The organism is Pseudomonas sp. ASL7, from assembly GCF_056680375.1.
In genome coordinates, this window is sequence record NZ_CM155279.1 from 527,996 (window position 1) to 543,954 (window position 15,959).

General features: G+C 57.0%; 18 protein-coding genes and 3 tRNA genes. 17 read left to right on the plus strand and 4 right to left on the minus strand.

What is annotated here, in order from left to right:
* Window positions 1-22 precede the first annotated feature (22 nt).
* From AC1MDT_RS02360 to AC1MDT_RS02390, 7 genes are all read left to right on the plus strand, one after another.
* Window positions 23-898: an SDR family oxidoreductase gene (locus AC1MDT_RS02360; protein WP_480420517.1), complete on the plus strand. Its 876-nt coding sequence runs from the start codon at window positions 23-25 to the stop codon at window positions 896-898.
* A gap of 286 nt (window positions 899-1,184) precedes the next feature.
* Window positions 1,185-2,162, plus strand: a complete 978-nt coding sequence (locus AC1MDT_RS02365; protein ID WP_480420518.1) for an NAD-dependent epimerase/dehydratase family protein — start codon at window positions 1,185-1,187, stop codon at window positions 2,160-2,162.
* Window positions 2,163-2,207: 45 nt separating this feature from the next.
* Window positions 2,208-2,948 (plus strand): glycosyltransferase family 2 protein, encoded by a 741-nt coding sequence (locus tag AC1MDT_RS02370; protein WP_480420519.1) that lies wholly within the window; start codon window positions 2,208-2,210, stop codon window positions 2,946-2,948.
* Window positions 2,945-3,223: a lipid-A-disaccharide synthase N-terminal domain-containing protein gene (locus AC1MDT_RS02375; RefSeq protein ID WP_480420520.1), complete on the plus strand. Its 279-nt coding sequence runs from the start codon at window positions 2,945-2,947 to the stop codon at window positions 3,221-3,223. Before AC1MDT_RS02370 ends, AC1MDT_RS02375 begins: the two co-directional genes overlap by 4 nt.
* A gap of 3 nt (window positions 3,224-3,226) precedes the next feature.
* Window positions 3,227-4,732 carry an ArnT family glycosyltransferase gene (locus AC1MDT_RS02380; RefSeq protein ID WP_480420521.1) on the plus strand — a complete coding sequence of 502 codons (1,506 nt, stop codon included), beginning with the start codon at window positions 3,227-3,229 and terminating at the stop codon, window positions 4,730-4,732.
* Between the two features lie 191 nt (window positions 4,733-4,923).
* Window positions 4,924-5,433 (plus strand): DUF1993 domain-containing protein, encoded by a 510-nt coding sequence (locus AC1MDT_RS02385; RefSeq protein WP_480420522.1) that lies wholly within the window; start codon window positions 4,924-4,926, stop codon window positions 5,431-5,433.
* Window positions 5,434-5,734: 301 nt separating this feature from the next.
* Window positions 5,735-6,889 carry an MFS transporter gene (locus AC1MDT_RS02390; protein ID WP_480420523.1) on the plus strand — a complete coding sequence of 385 codons (1,155 nt, stop codon included), beginning with the start codon at window positions 5,735-5,737 and terminating at the stop codon, window positions 6,887-6,889.
* Window positions 6,890-6,895: 6 nt separating this feature from the next.
* On the opposite strand, the gene nhaR is transcribed toward AC1MDT_RS02390, so the two are convergent.
* A complete protein-coding gene (gene nhaR / locus AC1MDT_RS02395; RefSeq protein WP_480420524.1) occupies window positions 6,896-7,795 on the minus strand; it encodes a transcriptional activator NhaR in 900 nt (299 codons plus the stop codon).
* A gap of 205 nt (window positions 7,796-8,000) precedes the next feature.
* Between nhaR and AC1MDT_RS02400 the strand changes: the two genes are divergently transcribed.
* Both AC1MDT_RS02400 and AC1MDT_RS02405 read left to right on the plus strand, forming a co-directional pair.
* Complete coding sequence (locus AC1MDT_RS02400) at window positions 8,001-8,243, plus strand: hypothetical protein (RefSeq protein ID WP_480420525.1); 243 nt, start codon at window positions 8,001-8,003, stop codon at window positions 8,241-8,243.
* A gap of 29 nt (window positions 8,244-8,272) precedes the next feature.
* Window positions 8,273-9,022: a TerC family protein gene (locus AC1MDT_RS02405; RefSeq protein WP_480420526.1), complete on the plus strand. Its 750-nt coding sequence runs from the start codon at window positions 8,273-8,275 to the stop codon at window positions 9,020-9,022.
* A 77-nt stretch (window positions 9,023-9,099) separates the two neighbouring features.
* Here the strand turns inward: AC1MDT_RS02405 and AC1MDT_RS02410 are convergent, their stop codons facing one another.
* Entirely contained in the window at window positions 9,100-9,267 is a 168-nt protein-coding gene (locus AC1MDT_RS02410; protein WP_480420527.1) for a hypothetical protein, read from the minus strand.
* A 167-nt stretch (window positions 9,268-9,434) separates the two neighbouring features.
* On the opposite strand from AC1MDT_RS02410, the gene AC1MDT_RS02415 reads away from it, so the two are divergent.
* The 3 genes from AC1MDT_RS02415 to AC1MDT_RS02425 all read left to right on the plus strand — a co-directional run bounded on the left by AC1MDT_RS02415 (window position 9,435) and on the right by AC1MDT_RS02425 (window position 10,700).
* On the plus strand, window positions 9,435-10,163 hold the full coding sequence (locus AC1MDT_RS02415) for a peptidase C39 family protein (protein WP_480420528.1): 729 nt from the start codon (window positions 9,435-9,437) through the stop codon (window positions 10,161-10,163).
* A gap of 95 nt (window positions 10,164-10,258) precedes the next feature.
* Window positions 10,259-10,465, plus strand: coding sequence for a DUF6021 family protein (locus AC1MDT_RS02420; RefSeq protein ID WP_480420529.1), 207 nt, complete (start codon window positions 10,259-10,261; stop codon window positions 10,463-10,465).
* Between the two features lie 19 nt (window positions 10,466-10,484).
* Complete coding sequence (locus AC1MDT_RS02425) at window positions 10,485-10,700, plus strand: hypothetical protein (protein WP_480420530.1); 216 nt, start codon at window positions 10,485-10,487, stop codon at window positions 10,698-10,700.
* A 147-nt stretch (window positions 10,701-10,847) separates the two neighbouring features.
* On the opposite strand, the gene pbpG is transcribed toward AC1MDT_RS02425, so the two are convergent.
* Together pbpG and folD are read right to left on the minus strand one after the other, a co-directional pair.
* On the minus strand, window positions 10,848-11,786 hold the full coding sequence (gene pbpG / locus AC1MDT_RS02430; RefSeq protein WP_480420531.1) for a D-alanyl-D-alanine endopeptidase: 939 nt from the start codon (window positions 11,784-11,786) through the stop codon (window positions 10,848-10,850).
* A 236-nt stretch (window positions 11,787-12,022) separates the two neighbouring features.
* Window positions 12,023-12,877, minus strand: a complete 855-nt coding sequence (folD, locus tag AC1MDT_RS02435; protein WP_414909396.1) for a bifunctional methylenetetrahydrofolate dehydrogenase/methenyltetrahydrofolate cyclohydrolase FolD — start codon at window positions 12,875-12,877, stop codon at window positions 12,023-12,025.
* 279 nt (window positions 12,878-13,156) lie between these two features.
* Here folD and AC1MDT_RS02440 point away from each other — a divergent pair.
* From AC1MDT_RS02440 to clpP, 5 genes are all read left to right on the plus strand, one after another.
* Window positions 13,157-13,233, plus strand: a tRNA-Arg gene (locus tag AC1MDT_RS02440).
* A gap of 40 nt (window positions 13,234-13,273) precedes the next feature.
* Window positions 13,274-13,349, plus strand: a tRNA-His gene (locus AC1MDT_RS02445).
* A gap of 54 nt (window positions 13,350-13,403) precedes the next feature.
* A tRNA-Leu gene (locus AC1MDT_RS02450) sits at window positions 13,404-13,488 on the plus strand.
* A gap of 423 nt (window positions 13,489-13,911) precedes the next feature.
* On the plus strand, window positions 13,912-15,222 hold the full coding sequence (gene tig / locus AC1MDT_RS02455) for a trigger factor (protein ID WP_480420532.1): 1,311 nt from the start codon (window positions 13,912-13,914) through the stop codon (window positions 15,220-15,222).
* A 93-nt stretch (window positions 15,223-15,315) separates the two neighbouring features.
* The gene (gene clpP, locus AC1MDT_RS02460) at window positions 15,316-15,951 is read left to right on the plus strand and encodes an ATP-dependent Clp endopeptidase proteolytic subunit ClpP (protein WP_480420533.1); all 636 of its coding nucleotides are present in this window, start codon (window positions 15,316-15,318) and stop codon (window positions 15,949-15,951) included.
* Window positions 15,952-15,959: the final 8 nt, after the last annotated feature.

Below are 15,959 nucleotides of genomic sequence, written 5' to 3' on the forward strand. Positions count from 1 at the left end.
TGCTTTTGAGGGGATCCGAAACATGAATATCTGTGAGAACCGCATCGTGATCATTACTGGCGCCGGTGGCGGTTTGGGCCGCGCCTACGCGCTGGCCTTCGCCGCCGAAGGCGCCAAAGTGGTGGTCAACGACATCAACCGTGAAGCGGCACTGGCCGTGGTCGGCGAAATTCTCGAGCAGGGCGGCAGCGCTGTGGCCAATAGCAACGACATCACCCGCTATGACGATGCGGCGTTGATCGTGCGTCAGGCGATTGAAACCTACGGTGGCCTGAACGTGGTGGTCAACAACGCCGGCATCTGCCGCGATCGCATGTTCGCCAGCCTCACTGAAGTGGATTGGGATGCCGTGGTGACCGTGCACCTCAAAGGCCATTTCTGTATCGCCAGCCACGCCACACGTTACTGGCGCGAGCAGGTCAAGGGCGGTGCCACGGTAAACGCGCGGATCATCAACACCAGCTCCGGCGCAGGTTTGCAGGGCTCCATCGGTCAGTCCAACTACGCGGCGGCCAAGGCCGGTATTGCGGCGCTGACATTGGTCCAGGCTGCTGAACTGGGGCGCTATGGGATTACCGTCAACGCGTTAGCCCCGGCAGCGCGAACCGGCATGACCGAGCAGGTGTTCGCCGACACGATGAAAAAGCCTGAAGAGGGCTTCGATTACTTTGCCCCGGAAAACGTCGCGCCGTTGGTGGTCTGGCTCGGGTCCGAGGTTTCTCGCGAAATCACCGGACAGATGTTCGAGGTCGAGGGTGGCAAGCTGTCGATTGCCGACGGCTGGCGCCGAGGCCCGGAACTGGACCGTAACGGCCGATGGGCGGTGGACGAGATGGGCGAAGCGGTCACCCAACTGATGGCACAGGTCATTCCGGCAGCGAAAGTCTACGGCAGTTGACCGAATATAAAGACAGAGGAGCGCTTCACCGATTGGCACGCGTCGATGGCAACACTTTTTCTTGCCCACTCCAGGCCACCCTCACAAATCATGAAAAATTTGTTAACATCATTTTTGATATTCGGTGGGCACCGTAGGCAAGTCCACGGATCGGGTCTTTAAGATGAGGCCCTGCGCTATTTCTTGAGCGACAGCGTCACCGGCCTTATTAACGGTATATGGAGCAAGGCATGAAGCTGACGTTGATATTGACCAAGCACAATGTGCTGATTTACGCATACGCGTCATGACCCTACTGGTCACCGGCGCAGCTGGTTTCATCGGTTTTCACACGGCCAGGCGTTTATGCCAGGACGGACATGAAGTCGTCGGCATCGACAACCTCAACGACTACTATGACGTGGGGCTCAAACGCGCGCGTCTCAAAGAGCTGGAGTCCTTGCCGGGCTTTCGATTCCAGAAGCTGGACATCGTCGACAAGCCGGCATTGATGGCGTTGTTCAGCGACTATGGGTTTACAGAAGTTGTGCATTTGGCCGCGCAGGCGGGCGTTCGTTATTCGCTGGACAACCCCGACGTTTATGCGCAGTCGAACCTGGTGGGCTTTCTCAATGTGCTGGAAGCCTGCCGGCACTATCGCCCTGCGCATTTGATCTATGCTTCGAGCAGCTCGGTGTATGGCACCAACAGCAAAATGCCGTTCAGCGTCGAGGACGCTGTCGATAATCCCATTTCTCTCTATGCAGCCAGCAAGCGGGCCAATGAATTGCTGGCCCATACTTATTGCCATTTGTATGGTTTGAAGGCCAGCGGATTACGCTTTTTTACCGTTTACGGGCCGTGGGGGCGACCCGACATGGCGCTGTTCAAATTCACCAAAGCGATGCTCGAAGGCCTGCCAATTGATCTCTATAACCAGGGATTGATGGCGCGCGACTTCACCTACGTCGACGACATTGTCGAAAGCATTGCCCGACTGCGCCCTAGACCGCCGGTGGCGGACGGGCCGGCCGATGGTGTCAACCGGCTATTCAACATCGGGCGCGGCATGCCGGTGGCGCTGCTGGATTTCGTCGACTGCCTGGAGACCGCGCTGGGTATGCCAGCCAAGCGCAACTTGTTGCCGTTGCAGGCCGGCGATGTGATTAAAACCTGGGCCGATGTCTCGGCACTGACCGAATGGGTCGACTTCAGTCCGCAGGTTGCGGTTGAAACCGGTGTGAAGGAATTTGTGAAGTGGTATCGCCAGTTCTATCAGATATGAGCCGTTCGCCCTTAATAAAAAAGACCGAAGTAAAAGAGGGCCTCTATGAGCCATGACATTTTTGTATCTGTACTGATTCCCGCAAAGAACGAAGCGAACAATCTCAAGCAGTTGCTTGAGGAAGTCCGTGTTGCTTTGGCCGATGAGTCTTACGAAATCATCGTTGTGGACGATGGCAGTACCGATGCCACCTTGCATGAACTGGGGCAGATCAAGCACAACGGCCTGAGCCAGTTGCGCATCCTGCATCATGAGCGTTCGCTGGGGCAAAGTACCTCGCTCTATCACGCAGCGTTGGCCGCTCGGGGGCAATGGCTGGCCACACTCGATGGCGATGGTCAGAACGACCCTGCGGACATTCCGGGGATGTTGGCGCTGGTGCGCAGTCAGAAGGGTCGCGTCGACCTGCAACTGGTGGCTGGGCACCGCGTCAACCGCCGTGATACCGCCAGTAAGCGCTGGGCTTCACGGTTTGCCAACGCCCTGCGTCGCCGCATGCTGAAGGACGACACCCCGGACACCGGTTGCGGGCTGAAAGTGATCGAGCGTGCGGCATTTTTGCGCCTGCCTTACTTCGACCATATGCATCGGTATATTCCGGCACTGATCCAGCGGCACAACGGCCGAATGATCGTCCATCCGGTCAACCATCGACCGCGCACGGCCGGGATCTCCAAATACGGCAACATCGACCGCGCCCTGGTGGGCATTCTCGACCTGATCGGCGTTTGGTGGCTGATCAAGCGCACGCGTCTGAATACAAATGCGCAGGAGATCGAAGGATGAACCTCTCCCGCGAAACCCTCTGGCTGGTGATCGGCTTTGTGGGGCAGATAGCCTTCACCGGCCGTTTCATCCTGCAGTGGCTGTACAGCGAATACAAGAAGCGCAGCGTGATTCCGGTGAGCTTCTGGTACCTGAGCATCGTCGGTAGCACCCTGCTGCTTTTTTATGCCATTTATCGACAAGACCCGGTCTTCATCGCCGGTCAGGCGTTCGGTTCCATCGTCTATTTTCGCAACCTGCAATTGATTGCCAAAAGCAAACATCCGAAGGAATGAATCATGCGCAGATCCCTATCGCCCAGGGTCGAATGCCTAGGCTTGATGCTGCTTGCTCTTTTATTGATCGGCGCGGGACTTGGGCTGCGTCAGCCGCAGAATGTTGACGAAGAGCGGTTCCTCGGCGTTGCGCTGGAGATGCTGCACCACGGCTCGTGGCTGATTCCCCACCGCGCGGCGGAGATCTACGGCGATAAACCGCCAGTGTTCATGTGGGCCGTGGCGTTCTTCGCCTGGCTCACTGGCAAGCCTTCTATCGCCCTTTATATTCCGGGCCTGCTGTCGGCCGTGACGGTCACGGCAGCGGTCTACGACCTGGGTCGCAGGCTCTGGAATCAGCGTACCGGCCGCACGGCGGCGCTGTTGTACCTGGCGACTTATCAAACCTACAGCATCCTGCAGACCGGCCAGATCGACAGTTTTGTGGTGCTGTTCACCTCCGTTGGGCTGTACGGATTGGCGCGTCACCTGTTGCTCGGGCCAGCCTGGCGCTGGTTTTACGTTGGTTGCGCGGCCATGGGTATTGGCGTGATTACCAAAGGAGTGGGTTTCCTCCCGGCTTTGATGTTGATTCCGTATGCTTACGCGGTGCGCAAAGATTGGCCGGGTGTGGTGGCCATGCCGGGCGAGAAGCGCAAGTGGTTGCTCGGGTTTTTGATCATGCTGGGCGCCATCGCGATCTGGTTGCTGCCCTTGGCCTTGTCCATTGTGCTGAACGGCGGCGCCGATGAACTCGCCTACGCGCGCGAAATCCTGCTGCGCCAGACGGCAGGGCGCTATGCCGCCTCGTGGGACCATCGCGAACCGTTCTGGTATTTCTTCGTCAAAGTGATCCCGCAATACTGGCTGCCGTTGGTACTCGCGCTGCCGTGGCTGGTTCCCGCCTGGCGAAAACAGCTGCGCAAGCATGACGGTCGAGTGCTGGTACTGCTGGGCTGGGTCGGACTGGTCGTACTGTTTTTTTGCATCAGTGCCGGCAAACGCAAGTTGTATATCTACCCGGCAGTGCCCGGGCTGGTGCTGGTGGCTGCACCGTTGATTCCCTGGTTACTCAAACGCTGGTTCGGCCAGCGCCCGCGTGGTCGAAAGGTATTCCAGGCATTGGTCTTTACCTGGTTTGCTCTATGGATCGCCCGCGGTTTCATCGAGCCGATCAAAGACGGTCCCAATCCGCACGAGGCGATCATGGCGCAGGCGGCGACCATGACCAATGGCGCAGAGCTGGTGCTGGTCACCTGGCGTGAGGGCCACTGGCTGTACGCCCGCCAGCCGATCGTGCATTTCGGGATGGCCGACTCTACGGTCGAGCAGGCAGCTCAATGGCTGCGCGAACACCCTCAGGCCTACGCATTGGTACCGGACGAATTACTGAGCCAGTGTTTCAACCCTCAGGCTGCACGTGAGCTGGGCGAAACATCCCGTGCGCAATGGTCGATTGTCGGTGCCGATGCCGATAACGGAAAATGCCATCCGGGGCAGCCTGGCCATGTCTATCGCTTCAGCTGGTGACCAGAAAAAACGTGAGTAATCCATGGAAGGCCGGATTACTCATTGTCTCTGTTGCATTGGCGCTACCTGTCCGGCCAGGGGCTGACTGCCCCTGATCCTTCAGGTGGACACCGGATAAAAGACACCTCGCAGGAGGGGCGAGCATGGCTATAATCGGCCAACGTTCCCTCCTGTCACCACACGAGACTGCCATGACCATTTCCCTGTACGACGCTTCCGTCCCGGTTTTCAAACAAATGCTCACCGCCCTGAGCGATGTCTTGAACAAGGCCGAAGCCCATGCGACTGCCAAGAACATCGACCCGAACGCGTTCCTGCAAGCCCGTCTCTACCCGGACATGTTCCCGCTGGTGCGGCAGGTGCAGATCGCCGTTGATTTCGCCAAGGGCGTTTCCGCGCGTCTGGCTGAAGTCGAGCTGCCGAAATACGACGACAGCGAAACCACCTTCGCCGAGCTGCAAGCGCTGCTGACCACGGTTCTGACCTTCATCGGCGAGATCAAGCCTGAACAGATCAACGGCAAGGAAGGCATTGAAATCATCACCCGCCAGGGCACGCCGAAAGAGAAGCGCTTCACCGGTCAGGCTTACCTGCTGAGCTACGGTCTGCCGCAATTCTTCTTCCACGTCACCACCGCCTATGCGCTGTTGCGCCACAACGGTGTGGAAGTGGGCAAGCGCGATTACATGGGCGCGTTCTAAACCGACCCGATAAAAAAAAGCCCGCCAAGGTGTAAGCCTTGGCGGGCTTTTTCGTGCCCCATTCCTGTAGGAGCGAGCTTGCTCGCGAAGGTGTGTCAGCTACATAGGTGTCGGCTGACCCACCTTCGTCGGAACGCCGCCCGGAGCAAGCTCGCTCCTACAGGAATGGATGAACAACAAGATAGGCAGGTTCGTGCAACTTTGTTTGGAAACACTCTGTTAAGATCCGCCATCCTCATTTTCATGTACTGCCAGTGGGCCCTCGGGCTATCGCTGGTGTTGGCGTTTTCTGGAGTTTTGCATGCTGTTGCCCATCCTTCTGTTGTCTGCTGCCGGTTTCACGGTGCTGACCACGGAATTCATCATCGTCGGCCTCCTGCCGGCCATCGCTAGAGACCTTGAAGTCAGCATTCCCCAAGCGGGCTTGCTGGTGACTTTATTCGCCTTCACCGTCGCCGCGTTCGGGCCGTTCCTCACGGCGTATTTCGCCCGGTTCGAACGGCGCAAGCTGTTCATTTCGGTGCTGATCATGTTCGGTCTGGCCAATACCCTTGCAGCGTTTGCACCGAACATTTGGGTGATGGCCGTTGCCCGTTTGATCCCGGCGCTCGGGCTGCCCGTGTTCTGGGCGCTGGCCAGCGAGACAGCGGTGGACATCGTCGGGCCGGATTACGCCGGACGCGCCATCGCTAAAATCGGTTTCGGCATTGTGTGCGCCACGGTGTTCGGCATTCCGGTGGGCACGTTGATCTCCGATGCATTCGGCTGGCGCAGTGCCTTCGGCATTCTGGCGGTGATTGCATTTGCCAAGGCGTTATTGTTGTTTATCTACCTGCCGAAAACCAATCTGCACCAGCATCAGGTGAGCTTGCGCTCGCAGTTCAAGATCCTGCGCAGCCCGTTAATGCTGGGTCATGTGCTGTTGTCGATCCTGGTGTTCAGCGGCATGTTCACCGCTTACACCTACCTGGCGGATATCCTTGAACGCCTGGCCGGATTCGACGGCGCCGTGGTCGGCTGGTGCCTGATGGGCTTTGGCGCGGTCGGTTTGATCGGCAACTCGCTGGGCGGCCGCGCGGTGGATCGCCATCCGCTGATCGCCTCGATGATGTTCTGCGCGTTCATGATCGCCGGCATGGTGGCGCTGGTGCCCAATATTCATTCGCCCCTCGGCCTGGCGGCGTCACTGGGGATCTGGGGCGTGACGCAGGCAGCGTTGTTCCTGGTCAGTCATGTGCGTTTGATGAAGGCTGCGCCTGAAGCGCCGGCCTTTGCCGCATCGCTGAACATTGCCGGCGCTAACCTCGGGATCGGCCTGGGCGCCATGGTCGGCGGTCGAGTGATCGACGGTGTCGGCCTGCAAGGTCTTGGTTTCGCGGCCGCCGGATTTATCCTTGCCTCGATCCTGCTGGCGATCGCGTTGATGACCTTCAAACCGCGTGAAATCTGCGCCTGAGCCCTTTTAAATCTCGGTAAATAGCTCGCGTCGGGCACCTTCGGTAATGGCGACAATACCGGGGTGCTTGACCTTGCGTTCCACCGAAATGGCATAGAACGACTCGGTCACCGCGTCAGTCTGGCCGATCACCTCGACACCGTATTGGCGTTTCACTTCGTCGGCAATCACGCTCGGGCCGATGAATATCCCGCTGCCGGATTGGCCGAAGGCCTGCATCAGCGCGCTGTCGTCGAATTCACCGACGATTCGCGGCTGAATTTGCTGTTCGGCAAACCAGCGCTGCAAGCGACTGCGCACAACGGTTTCCGGCCCGGGAATCAGCAGGGGCGCGCCGTGCAGGCTGCGAGGGAAATCCTGTCCATACCGTGCTGCCAGTTGCGTGGTGGCGAAGAAGCTGATGCCGCATTCACCCAGTTTCTGGCTGTAGCCCTTGATGTCCAGGTGCGACGGCATCGGGCTGTCGGATATCACCAGGTCCAGACGCTGGATCGCCAGGTCCGCGAGCAAGCGTTCGAGTTTGTCTTCGCGACAGGTGATGCGTAGCGGCTCGCTGAGCTCCATGGTCGGCGCGATCAAGCGATAGACAATGGATTTGGGCACCACGTCCGCCACCCCCACCCGAAACAGAATTTGCTGCTCGTTGGGTTGTGCTCGCAACATCAACTCCAGTTCACCGCCCAGCTGAAACATTTGTTCGGCGTAGGGCAGGGCCTGGCGACCGGCCTCGGTGAGTTCAAGCTGGCGACCGACTCGGCGAAACAGCTCGATGCCATAAGTTTGTTCGAACAGTGAAATCTGCCCGCTGATGGTCTGCGGTGTCAGGTTCAGCTGCTCGCAAGCGCGCACGATGCTGCCTGTTTTAGCCACCACCCAGAAGTAATGCAGCTGTCGATAATTAAGCATGTTGCTGAAATCCCCGGTTCATATCATCTGTAGGAGCCGTAGGAGCACACGCACACGCCCTATTCGAATTGTCAGCTCTCGATTCGTTAAAACCGAAGTATACCCGCTAAAAATACGAATTTTCCTGAAGTGTTTGTCTGCCTAGAATGCATCGCTATCAACGGGCCATCGTTTCAACCCGGATTGTTCTATCAAGGAAAGCATCATGAAGCTTAAAACCACGGCGCTGCTGATTACGTCTTTACTGGTACTGGCCGGTTGTGACCAAGCCGAGAAAAGCGCGCAGCAATTGATGAACAAGGCTGCCGAAACCGCCAAACAGGCGATTGACGATACCCACAAAGCCGCCGAGCAAGCGATCAGCGATGCTGCTCGCGGCTTGATCAGTAAGAAAGAATCACCGGGCGAAGACAAAGAGAAAACCGACGCTTCGTCCCAGGAAATCTAAACCGTCTTACAGCGAGTCAGGACTGACCCATGGAATACCTTGTACAACTTGCCGCCAGCCCCACCGCGTGGGTCGCCCTGGCCACTTTGATCGTCATGGAAATCGTGCTCGGCATCGATAACCTGATTTTTATCTCGATCCTGACCAACAAATTGCCGGAGCAGCACCGGCAGAAGGCGCGGCGCATAGGTATCGGCATGGCGTTGATTTTGCGTCTGGCGTTGCTGAGCACTATCGCTTTCATCGTCAAGCTGACTGAGCCTGTGATCGATATTTTCGGCCAGGCCTTCTCGTGGAAGGACATGATCCTGATTGCCGGTGGCCTGTTCCTGCTGTGGAAGGCGACCACCGAGATCCATCACAGCATGGACCCGGCACCGGAAGATCCGAAGTCGGCGACATCTGCTGTGACCTTGGGCTTTGCTGCTGCAATCGGTCAGATCCTGATGCTGGACATGGTGTTTTCCATCGACAGCATCATTACCGCGGTTGGCATGACCGAGCACTTGCCGATCATGATCATTGCGGTGGTGGTATCGGTGCTGGTGATGTTGCTGGCGGCTGATCCGCTGGCCAAGTTCATCAACGACAACCCGACGGTGGTAATGCTGGCGCTGGGCTTCCTGATCATGATCGGCATGACGCTGATCGCCGAAGGTTTTGGCGCCCACGTACCGAAAGGGTACGTCTACGCGGCCATGGCGTTCTCGGCGACGATCGAGGGCCTGAACATGATGTCGCGCCGGGCCAGGCAGAAACGCTTTTCTGCTGAAACTTGACCCGCTGTAAATGAAACGGCCGCCGGGGTTCGAAAGAGCCCGGGCGGCCGTTTTTGTTGGGGGCTGAACAGCGTCAGTCAGTGCGTGGTCGCGTGCTGTGCAGCTGTTTTTTCGGGTTTGGTCACCGGCACCGCTTGAGCGTGATGATGGTAGCGTCGGGTAATGCGCAGGACGCCCCACAACATGGCGGCGGCAACGGCCAGCCAGCTGGAAATCAACATCGCAATGGTCATTGTCAGGCTCATCAGTGCCTCCTCTTTGCCCTGCTGCGGGCACACACTCTTTGCAAGTGACAGTCTAGTCGCTGCTGTATTTCAGGCGATTGACTAAGGGGCGGCAAACACCAACCCGTTCGCTCTATCGAATGCAATCAACTACCGTTTAAGGCTATACCGCCGCCGCGCGGCGTCCTATGATCGACGGTCAAGCCGGGAGCGCGAATACCTGGCGTCTAATCAAGAGAGAGATGAAGGTGCGGGTATTTTCTCAAATTCTATCGGCGGCGCTGATTGTGGGCTGCGTTTCAGGTCTGGCGGGTTGTGCGGGGAGCGTTGCGCCAGAGATCAAGCGCCTGCCGGAGCGTGTCGAACTGAGCGGCAGGTTCTTCGTGGGCGTGGCCGAACAAAGCGGACCGCAAGTGCTGGCCAGCATGCTGTCCCAACAAGGCGTGGTGATTACCCCCGGGTTACTCGAAAAGCCTTTGAATTTGCCGGGTGCCGAAGCGCAGTTGCCGCAGAACATGCAGAACCTCGCCCGCGAGTACGGCATGATGGTCTATCCCCTCGACAGCAATCTGCCCGCATTGTTGACTCAGGTCGCGGCCGGTTTTCCGGTGATGGTGCGTTTTACCGACGGTTCGGCGTTCTGGGCGGAACCCCGTTACGCCATTCTTGCTGGCTACAACCGTCAGAAGAAGACAGTGCTGCTGCGCGCCGGGATGAATCGCCGGTACCTGACGAGCTTCAGTTCATTTGAATCGGCTTTCAAGGATGCTGGTGGCTGGGCCGTTTTAATTCAGGCACCGACGCAGATTCCAGCCAACGTCGATCATCAGCGTTGGCTTAAGGCCGCGAATGAACTTGCCCAGGCAGGACAGGAACAGGCCGCTGCCCGCGCGAAGAAGGCACTGCCCGCGCAATAAGGTTCCGTTCGTCATCTGTATGGCACTGCCAGGCGCGATTGGCCTCTTATGGATAAGGCCCCGGATTCTTCCGGGGTAGAATCAAGGAGGCGTCCATGGCAGATTCCACTTCACCCTCGGGCCCGCATTCGTCTGAACATTCTTCGGGCGATGACTTGGGTTTTGATCCCGATTCACCGGACCTCGCCGATCCTCAGGTCGATCCCGTCGGCCCTGCCAGGGCGCCCAGAGATGTAAAGCCGGGCGAGGATTGCAAGGCGCCGGCCAAGCCTTACGACCCGCTCGCGGATCTGAAACCCTGACCTTCAGTGTGAGGTGTGTATGTCTACCGATTCGAGTTTTGACGACAAGCATCCGGACAGTGTTCCAACAACCCCCGAAGACGACATTGATCCGGTGATGGATCCGGACAGCCCGTTACGGGATCCTTTGGCCAGGCCTATGGTGGTGTCGACAGAGCATCCGCGAGGCACAAGAGATCCGAGTACCGGAGACGGCATTCCCGATGACGACCAGATGCCGCTGCCGAATGATTAATGCCAGACGAAAAAGCCCCGAATAGCGAATGGGGTCCACTGTGGGAGCGAGCTTGCTCGCGAAAGTCTCAGGAACGCTGCGTTTAGCCAGTAAACACGCGTTATCGTTAACGACCATCGCGAGCAAGCTCGCTCCTACAATTTCCTATTACTTAGACGCTTCAATCACGCCACTTTGGCGGTGCTTGAGGTTCTTTTCTGCCTTGTATTGCAACGCCACCGATGGCACGTCTGTGCTCCTGCCGGATTCGACCCAGTTGCGGATCCGCGTGGCGTCGGCAAAGTGCGTGTACTTGCCGAAAGCGTCGAGAATCACCAGTGTCACTGGGCGATTACCCATGCTGGTCACCAGCACCAGGCAGTGGCCGGCCGGGTTGGTGAAACCGGTCTTGGTGATCTTGATGTCCCAATTTGGCTTGTTGACCAAGTGATCGGTGTTGTGGAAACCCAGGACGTAGTTGGGATTGCGGAACCGCACGGATGTTTCTTTGGTGGTGGTCAGCTCGCTCAGGATCGGGTATTTGTGCGCAGCGACCAGCAGTTTGCTCAGGTCTCGGGCGGTGGAGACGTTACGAGGCGAGAGGCCGGTCGGTTCGACGAAGTGGGTACTGGTCATGCCCAGTGCCCTGGCCTTTGCGTTCATGGCCGCAATGAATGCGACATAACCGCCTGGATAGTGATGGGCGAGGCTGGCGGCGGCTCGGTTCTCCGACGACATCAGGGCGATCAGCAACATTTCCCGGCGCGGCAATTCGCTGTTGAGTTTGACGCGGGAGAACACGCCTTTCATTTCCGGTGTGTCAGCGATGTTCACGGAAATGTACTCAGACATATTCTGCCGGGCTTCGACAATCACAAGGCCCGTCATCAGCTTGCTGACGGATGCGATCGGCACAACCACGTCCGGGTTGTTGGCATAGATGACTTTGTTGGTCTGCATATCTATTAGCAACGCGCTGCCTGAAGCGATCTTCAGATGCGAAGCGTCTCGGGGCACCGATGTTGTGTCGGCGGCGTTGGCCATTGGTGCGATGAAAGTCCCTGTAAATGCAAAAAATAGACTCAGGATGAATAGACGGATTTTCACGCTGGCAGACTCGTAATGTGTTGATAAGCCGTTTTGTAACGGGCTATTTCGGAAAAGCGCGACATTCTGGAGTATGGCTGAATAACTGTCGATGGTTGTTCAAGTAAGGGGTGAAAGTCCTTTGAAATATGAAAAAAAAGTCATTTTCCGGCAGATGGTCGATCTTTTTCTGCGGATGAAAAAAACCCCGCCATGGGCGGGGTTCTTTGACTCGTTGTCTACGTCTGCGTCGACACTCAGCTGTGCAGGGTTTCGGCGGCGTACAACGTGTTTTCCAGCAGGCAAGCGCGGGTCATCGGGCCAACGCCACCAGGAACTGGAGTGATCCAGCCAGCGCGGGGCAGGGCGGTTTCGTAGATCACGTCACCGACCAGTTTGCCGTCTTCCTGACGGTTAATGCCGACGTCGATCACGATCGCGCCTTCCTTGATCCACTCACCCTTGACCAGCCCCGGTTTGCCGGCGGCGACCACCACCAGATCGGCACGACCGACGTGGCCAGCCAAATCCTTGGTGAAGCGGTGGGTGACGGTCACGGTGCAACCCGCCAGCAGCAATTCCATCGCCATCGGGCGACCGACAATGTTGGAGGCGCCAACAATGACAGCATCCATCCCGTAAAGATCGGCACCGGTGCTTTCCAGTAACGCCATGATGCCTTTAGGCGTGCACGGACGCAGCAGTGGAATACGCTGGGCCAGACGGCCGACGTTATAAGGATGGAAACCGTCGACGTCCTTGTCCGGGCGAATGCGTTCCAGCAATTTGGAGGCATCCAGGTGTTCAGGTAAAGGAAGCTGAAGCAGAACGCCGTCAATCGCCGGGTCGTCGTTCAGGCGATCGATCAGATCGGTGAGTGCTTCTTGAGTGGTTTCGGAAGGCAGGTCGTAGGCTTGGGAAATGAAGCCGACCTCTTCGCAGTCTTTACGCTTGTGCGAGACATAAACCTGAGAGGCAGGATCGCTGCCGACCAGGATCACCGCGAGACCGGGGGTGCGCAGGCCTTGCTGGCGACGCTCGGTGACGCGTTTGGCGATCTGCTGGCGCAGGCTGGCGGCGATCGATTTGCCGTCGATTAGTTGTGCAGTCATTGCGCGTGATTAACCATCGAGAGGGGAAAAAAAGAGAACGCATTCTCGCATGTCATGAGGTGAGGGCAAAGGCGCTTGGTCTGCAAATTCCCCTAACCCCTTTAATTAAATGAATTTTTTTTAAAAAAGAGTTGACGACCTTCAGGCTCACCTATAACATTCGTCGCACTTGTCGGGCACAGCCTAGCACTGGTTAAGAAGGTCGAGCAGAGTTGATGTTTAATTCGGTGAGACTGAAAGCACTTAGTTTGTAATCGTCCAAGAATACAGATTAAAAAGGCGCCCGTAGCTCAGCTGGATAGAGCATCCGCCTTCTAAGCGGATGGTCGCAGGTTCGAGTCCTGCCGGGTGCGCCATTAGGCAGCTTTGGCACAAGTAAGGCAACATGGCAATATGGTGGGCGTAGCTCAGTTGGTAGAGCACGGGATTGTGACTCCCGTTGTCGAGGGTTCGATCCCCTTCGTCCACCCCATATTTAGAAAGGCGCCAGATTAATAATCTGGCGCCTTTGCTTTAAAAGCTTGATGCGGATGTGGTGGAATTGGTAGACACACTGGATTTAGGTTCCAGCGCCGCAAGGTGTGAGAGTTCGAGTCTCTCCGTCCGCACCATTACAAATAGCTATTTAGATAGCAAAAAACGGCGCAGCACCTGAAAAGGGCTGCGCCGTTTTTGTTTTAGAAGTCGAAATTTTCAAAACGATCGCGGGTTCCGGGTCGAGAGGGTGGGTTGGTTCGTCGCATTTGTGTTTCTCGATGATGCCGATTCACCCGTCGGTCCCCTTGTGGGGTCGGCTGTCAGGGATGGATTGCCGAATCCTTCTATATATAGAAGGATTGTTGCAGGGCCCTGGCTTGATTGGCTGTATTTGCTAACAGGGCGAGGCACAACCGTTTGTCCCCGCCTATAAATTGCCTGCTGCGTTTTTACCCGTTTTCAGTAGGGTGACTTCTTGAGTTTGACCCACTAGAATGCATGCCCTTGATTCTGGGGTCGGAAACGGCCGGCTAACGTCTGTGCAACGAGGAATATCCATGCAAGTTTCTGTTGAAAATACTTCTGCTCTTGAGCGCCGCATGAGCATCACCGTGCCGGCTGAGCGCATCGAGACTCAGGTCAACAAGCGTCTGCAGCAGACTGCCCAAAAGGCCAAGATTGCTGGCTTCCGTCCAGGCAAAGTGCCTATGAGCGAAATCAAGCGCCGTTTTGGTGCTGATGCGCGTCAGGAAGCTGTCGGCGACGTCATTCAGTCCTCTTTCTACGAAGCTGTCGTTGAGCAGAAGCTGAACCCGGCTGGCGCTCCTTCGATCGAGCCAAAATCGCTGGAAGCAGGCAAAGACCTGGAATACGTCGCTATCTTCGAAGTGTTCCCTGAGTTCACCGTTGCCGGTTTCGAAGGCATCACTGTCGAGCGTCTGAGCGCTGACGTGGCTGACGCCGATCTGGACAAAATGCTGGACGTGCTGCGCAAGCAGAACACCCGTTTCGAGGTGGCCGATCGCGCCGCTCAGAACGAAGACCAACTGAACATCGATTTCGTCGGCAAGGTTGACGGTGAAGTGTTCGCTGGCGGTTCTGCCAAAGGTACTCAGCTGGTGCTGGGTTCCGGCCGCATGATCCCTGGTTTCGAAGACGGTCTGGTCGGCGCCAAAGCCGGTGAAGAACGCGTTCTGAACCTGACCTTCCCAGAGGACTATCAGAACCTCGATCTGGCAGGCAAAACCGCTGAGTTCACCGTAACCGTGAACACTGTTTCCGAGCCAAAACTGCCAGAACTGAACGAAGAGTTCTTCGCTCAATTCGGTATCAAGGAAACCGGTCTGGAAGGCTTCCGTACCGAAGTTCGCAAGAACATGGAGCGCGAACTGCGTCAGGCGATCAAATCCAAGGTCAAGAATCAGGTAATGGATGGTCTGCTGGCCACCAACCCGATCGAAGTGCCTAAGGCTCTGCTGTCCAATGAAGTTGACCGTCTGCGCGTGCAGGCTGTTCAGCAGTTCGGCGGCAACATCAAGCCTGACCAACTGCCGGCCGAACTGTTCGAAGAACAAGCCAAGCGCCGCGTTGTACTGGGTCTGATCGTGGCTGAAGTGGTCAAGCAATTCGACCTCAAGCCTGACGAAGCCCGCGTTCGTGAAATGATTCAGGAGATGGCTTCGGCCTACCAAGAGCCTGAGCAGGTCGTGTCCTGGTACTACAAGAACGACCAGCAGCTGAACGAAGTCCGTTCGGTTGTGCTGGAAGAGCAAGTTGTGGATACTGTTCTGCAGAAGGCTAGCGTGACCGACAAATCGGTCTCTTACGAAGAAGCAGTCAAGCCGGTAGAAGCTCCACAAGCCGACTGATCGTTTTTGCTGTAAGAAGTACACACCATAAGCCAGCCTTCGTGCTGGCTTATGCGTATTCAAGACATAACTATTTGGGAGTGACTGCAGAGCATGTTCCGTAATTCGTATATTCAGCAGAACTCTGATATCCAGGCCGCAGGCGGCCTGGTCCCGATGGTTGTCGAGCAGTCTGCTCGTGGCGAGCGCGCTTATGACATTTACTCGCGCCTACTCAAGGAGCGAGTGATTTTTCTGGTTGGCCCGGTAGAGGACTACATGGCCAACCTGATCTGTGCGCAACTGCTGTTCCTTGAAGCGGAAAACCCGGACAAGGACATCCATCTCTACATCAACTCCCCGGGCGGTTCGGTGACGGCGGGTATGTCGATCTATGACACCATGCAGTTCATCAAGCCAAACGTGTCGACCACCTGTATCGGTCAGGCGTGCAGCATGGGCGCGTTTCTGCTGACAGCAGGTGCCGCGGGCAAACGTTATTGCTTGCCGAACTCGCGTGTAATGATTCACCAGCCACTGGGCGGTTTCCAGGGTCAGGCGTCGGATATCGAAATCCACGCCAAGGAAATCCTCTTCATCCGCGAACGTCTCAACACGCTGATGGCCAAGCATAGCGGGCACACTCTTGAAGAAATCGAGCGTGACACCAATCGCGATAACTTCATGAGTGCAGACGCCGCGCGTGAGTACGGGTTGATCGATGAAGTGATCAGCCAGCGCCCCGCTTAAAATAAGCA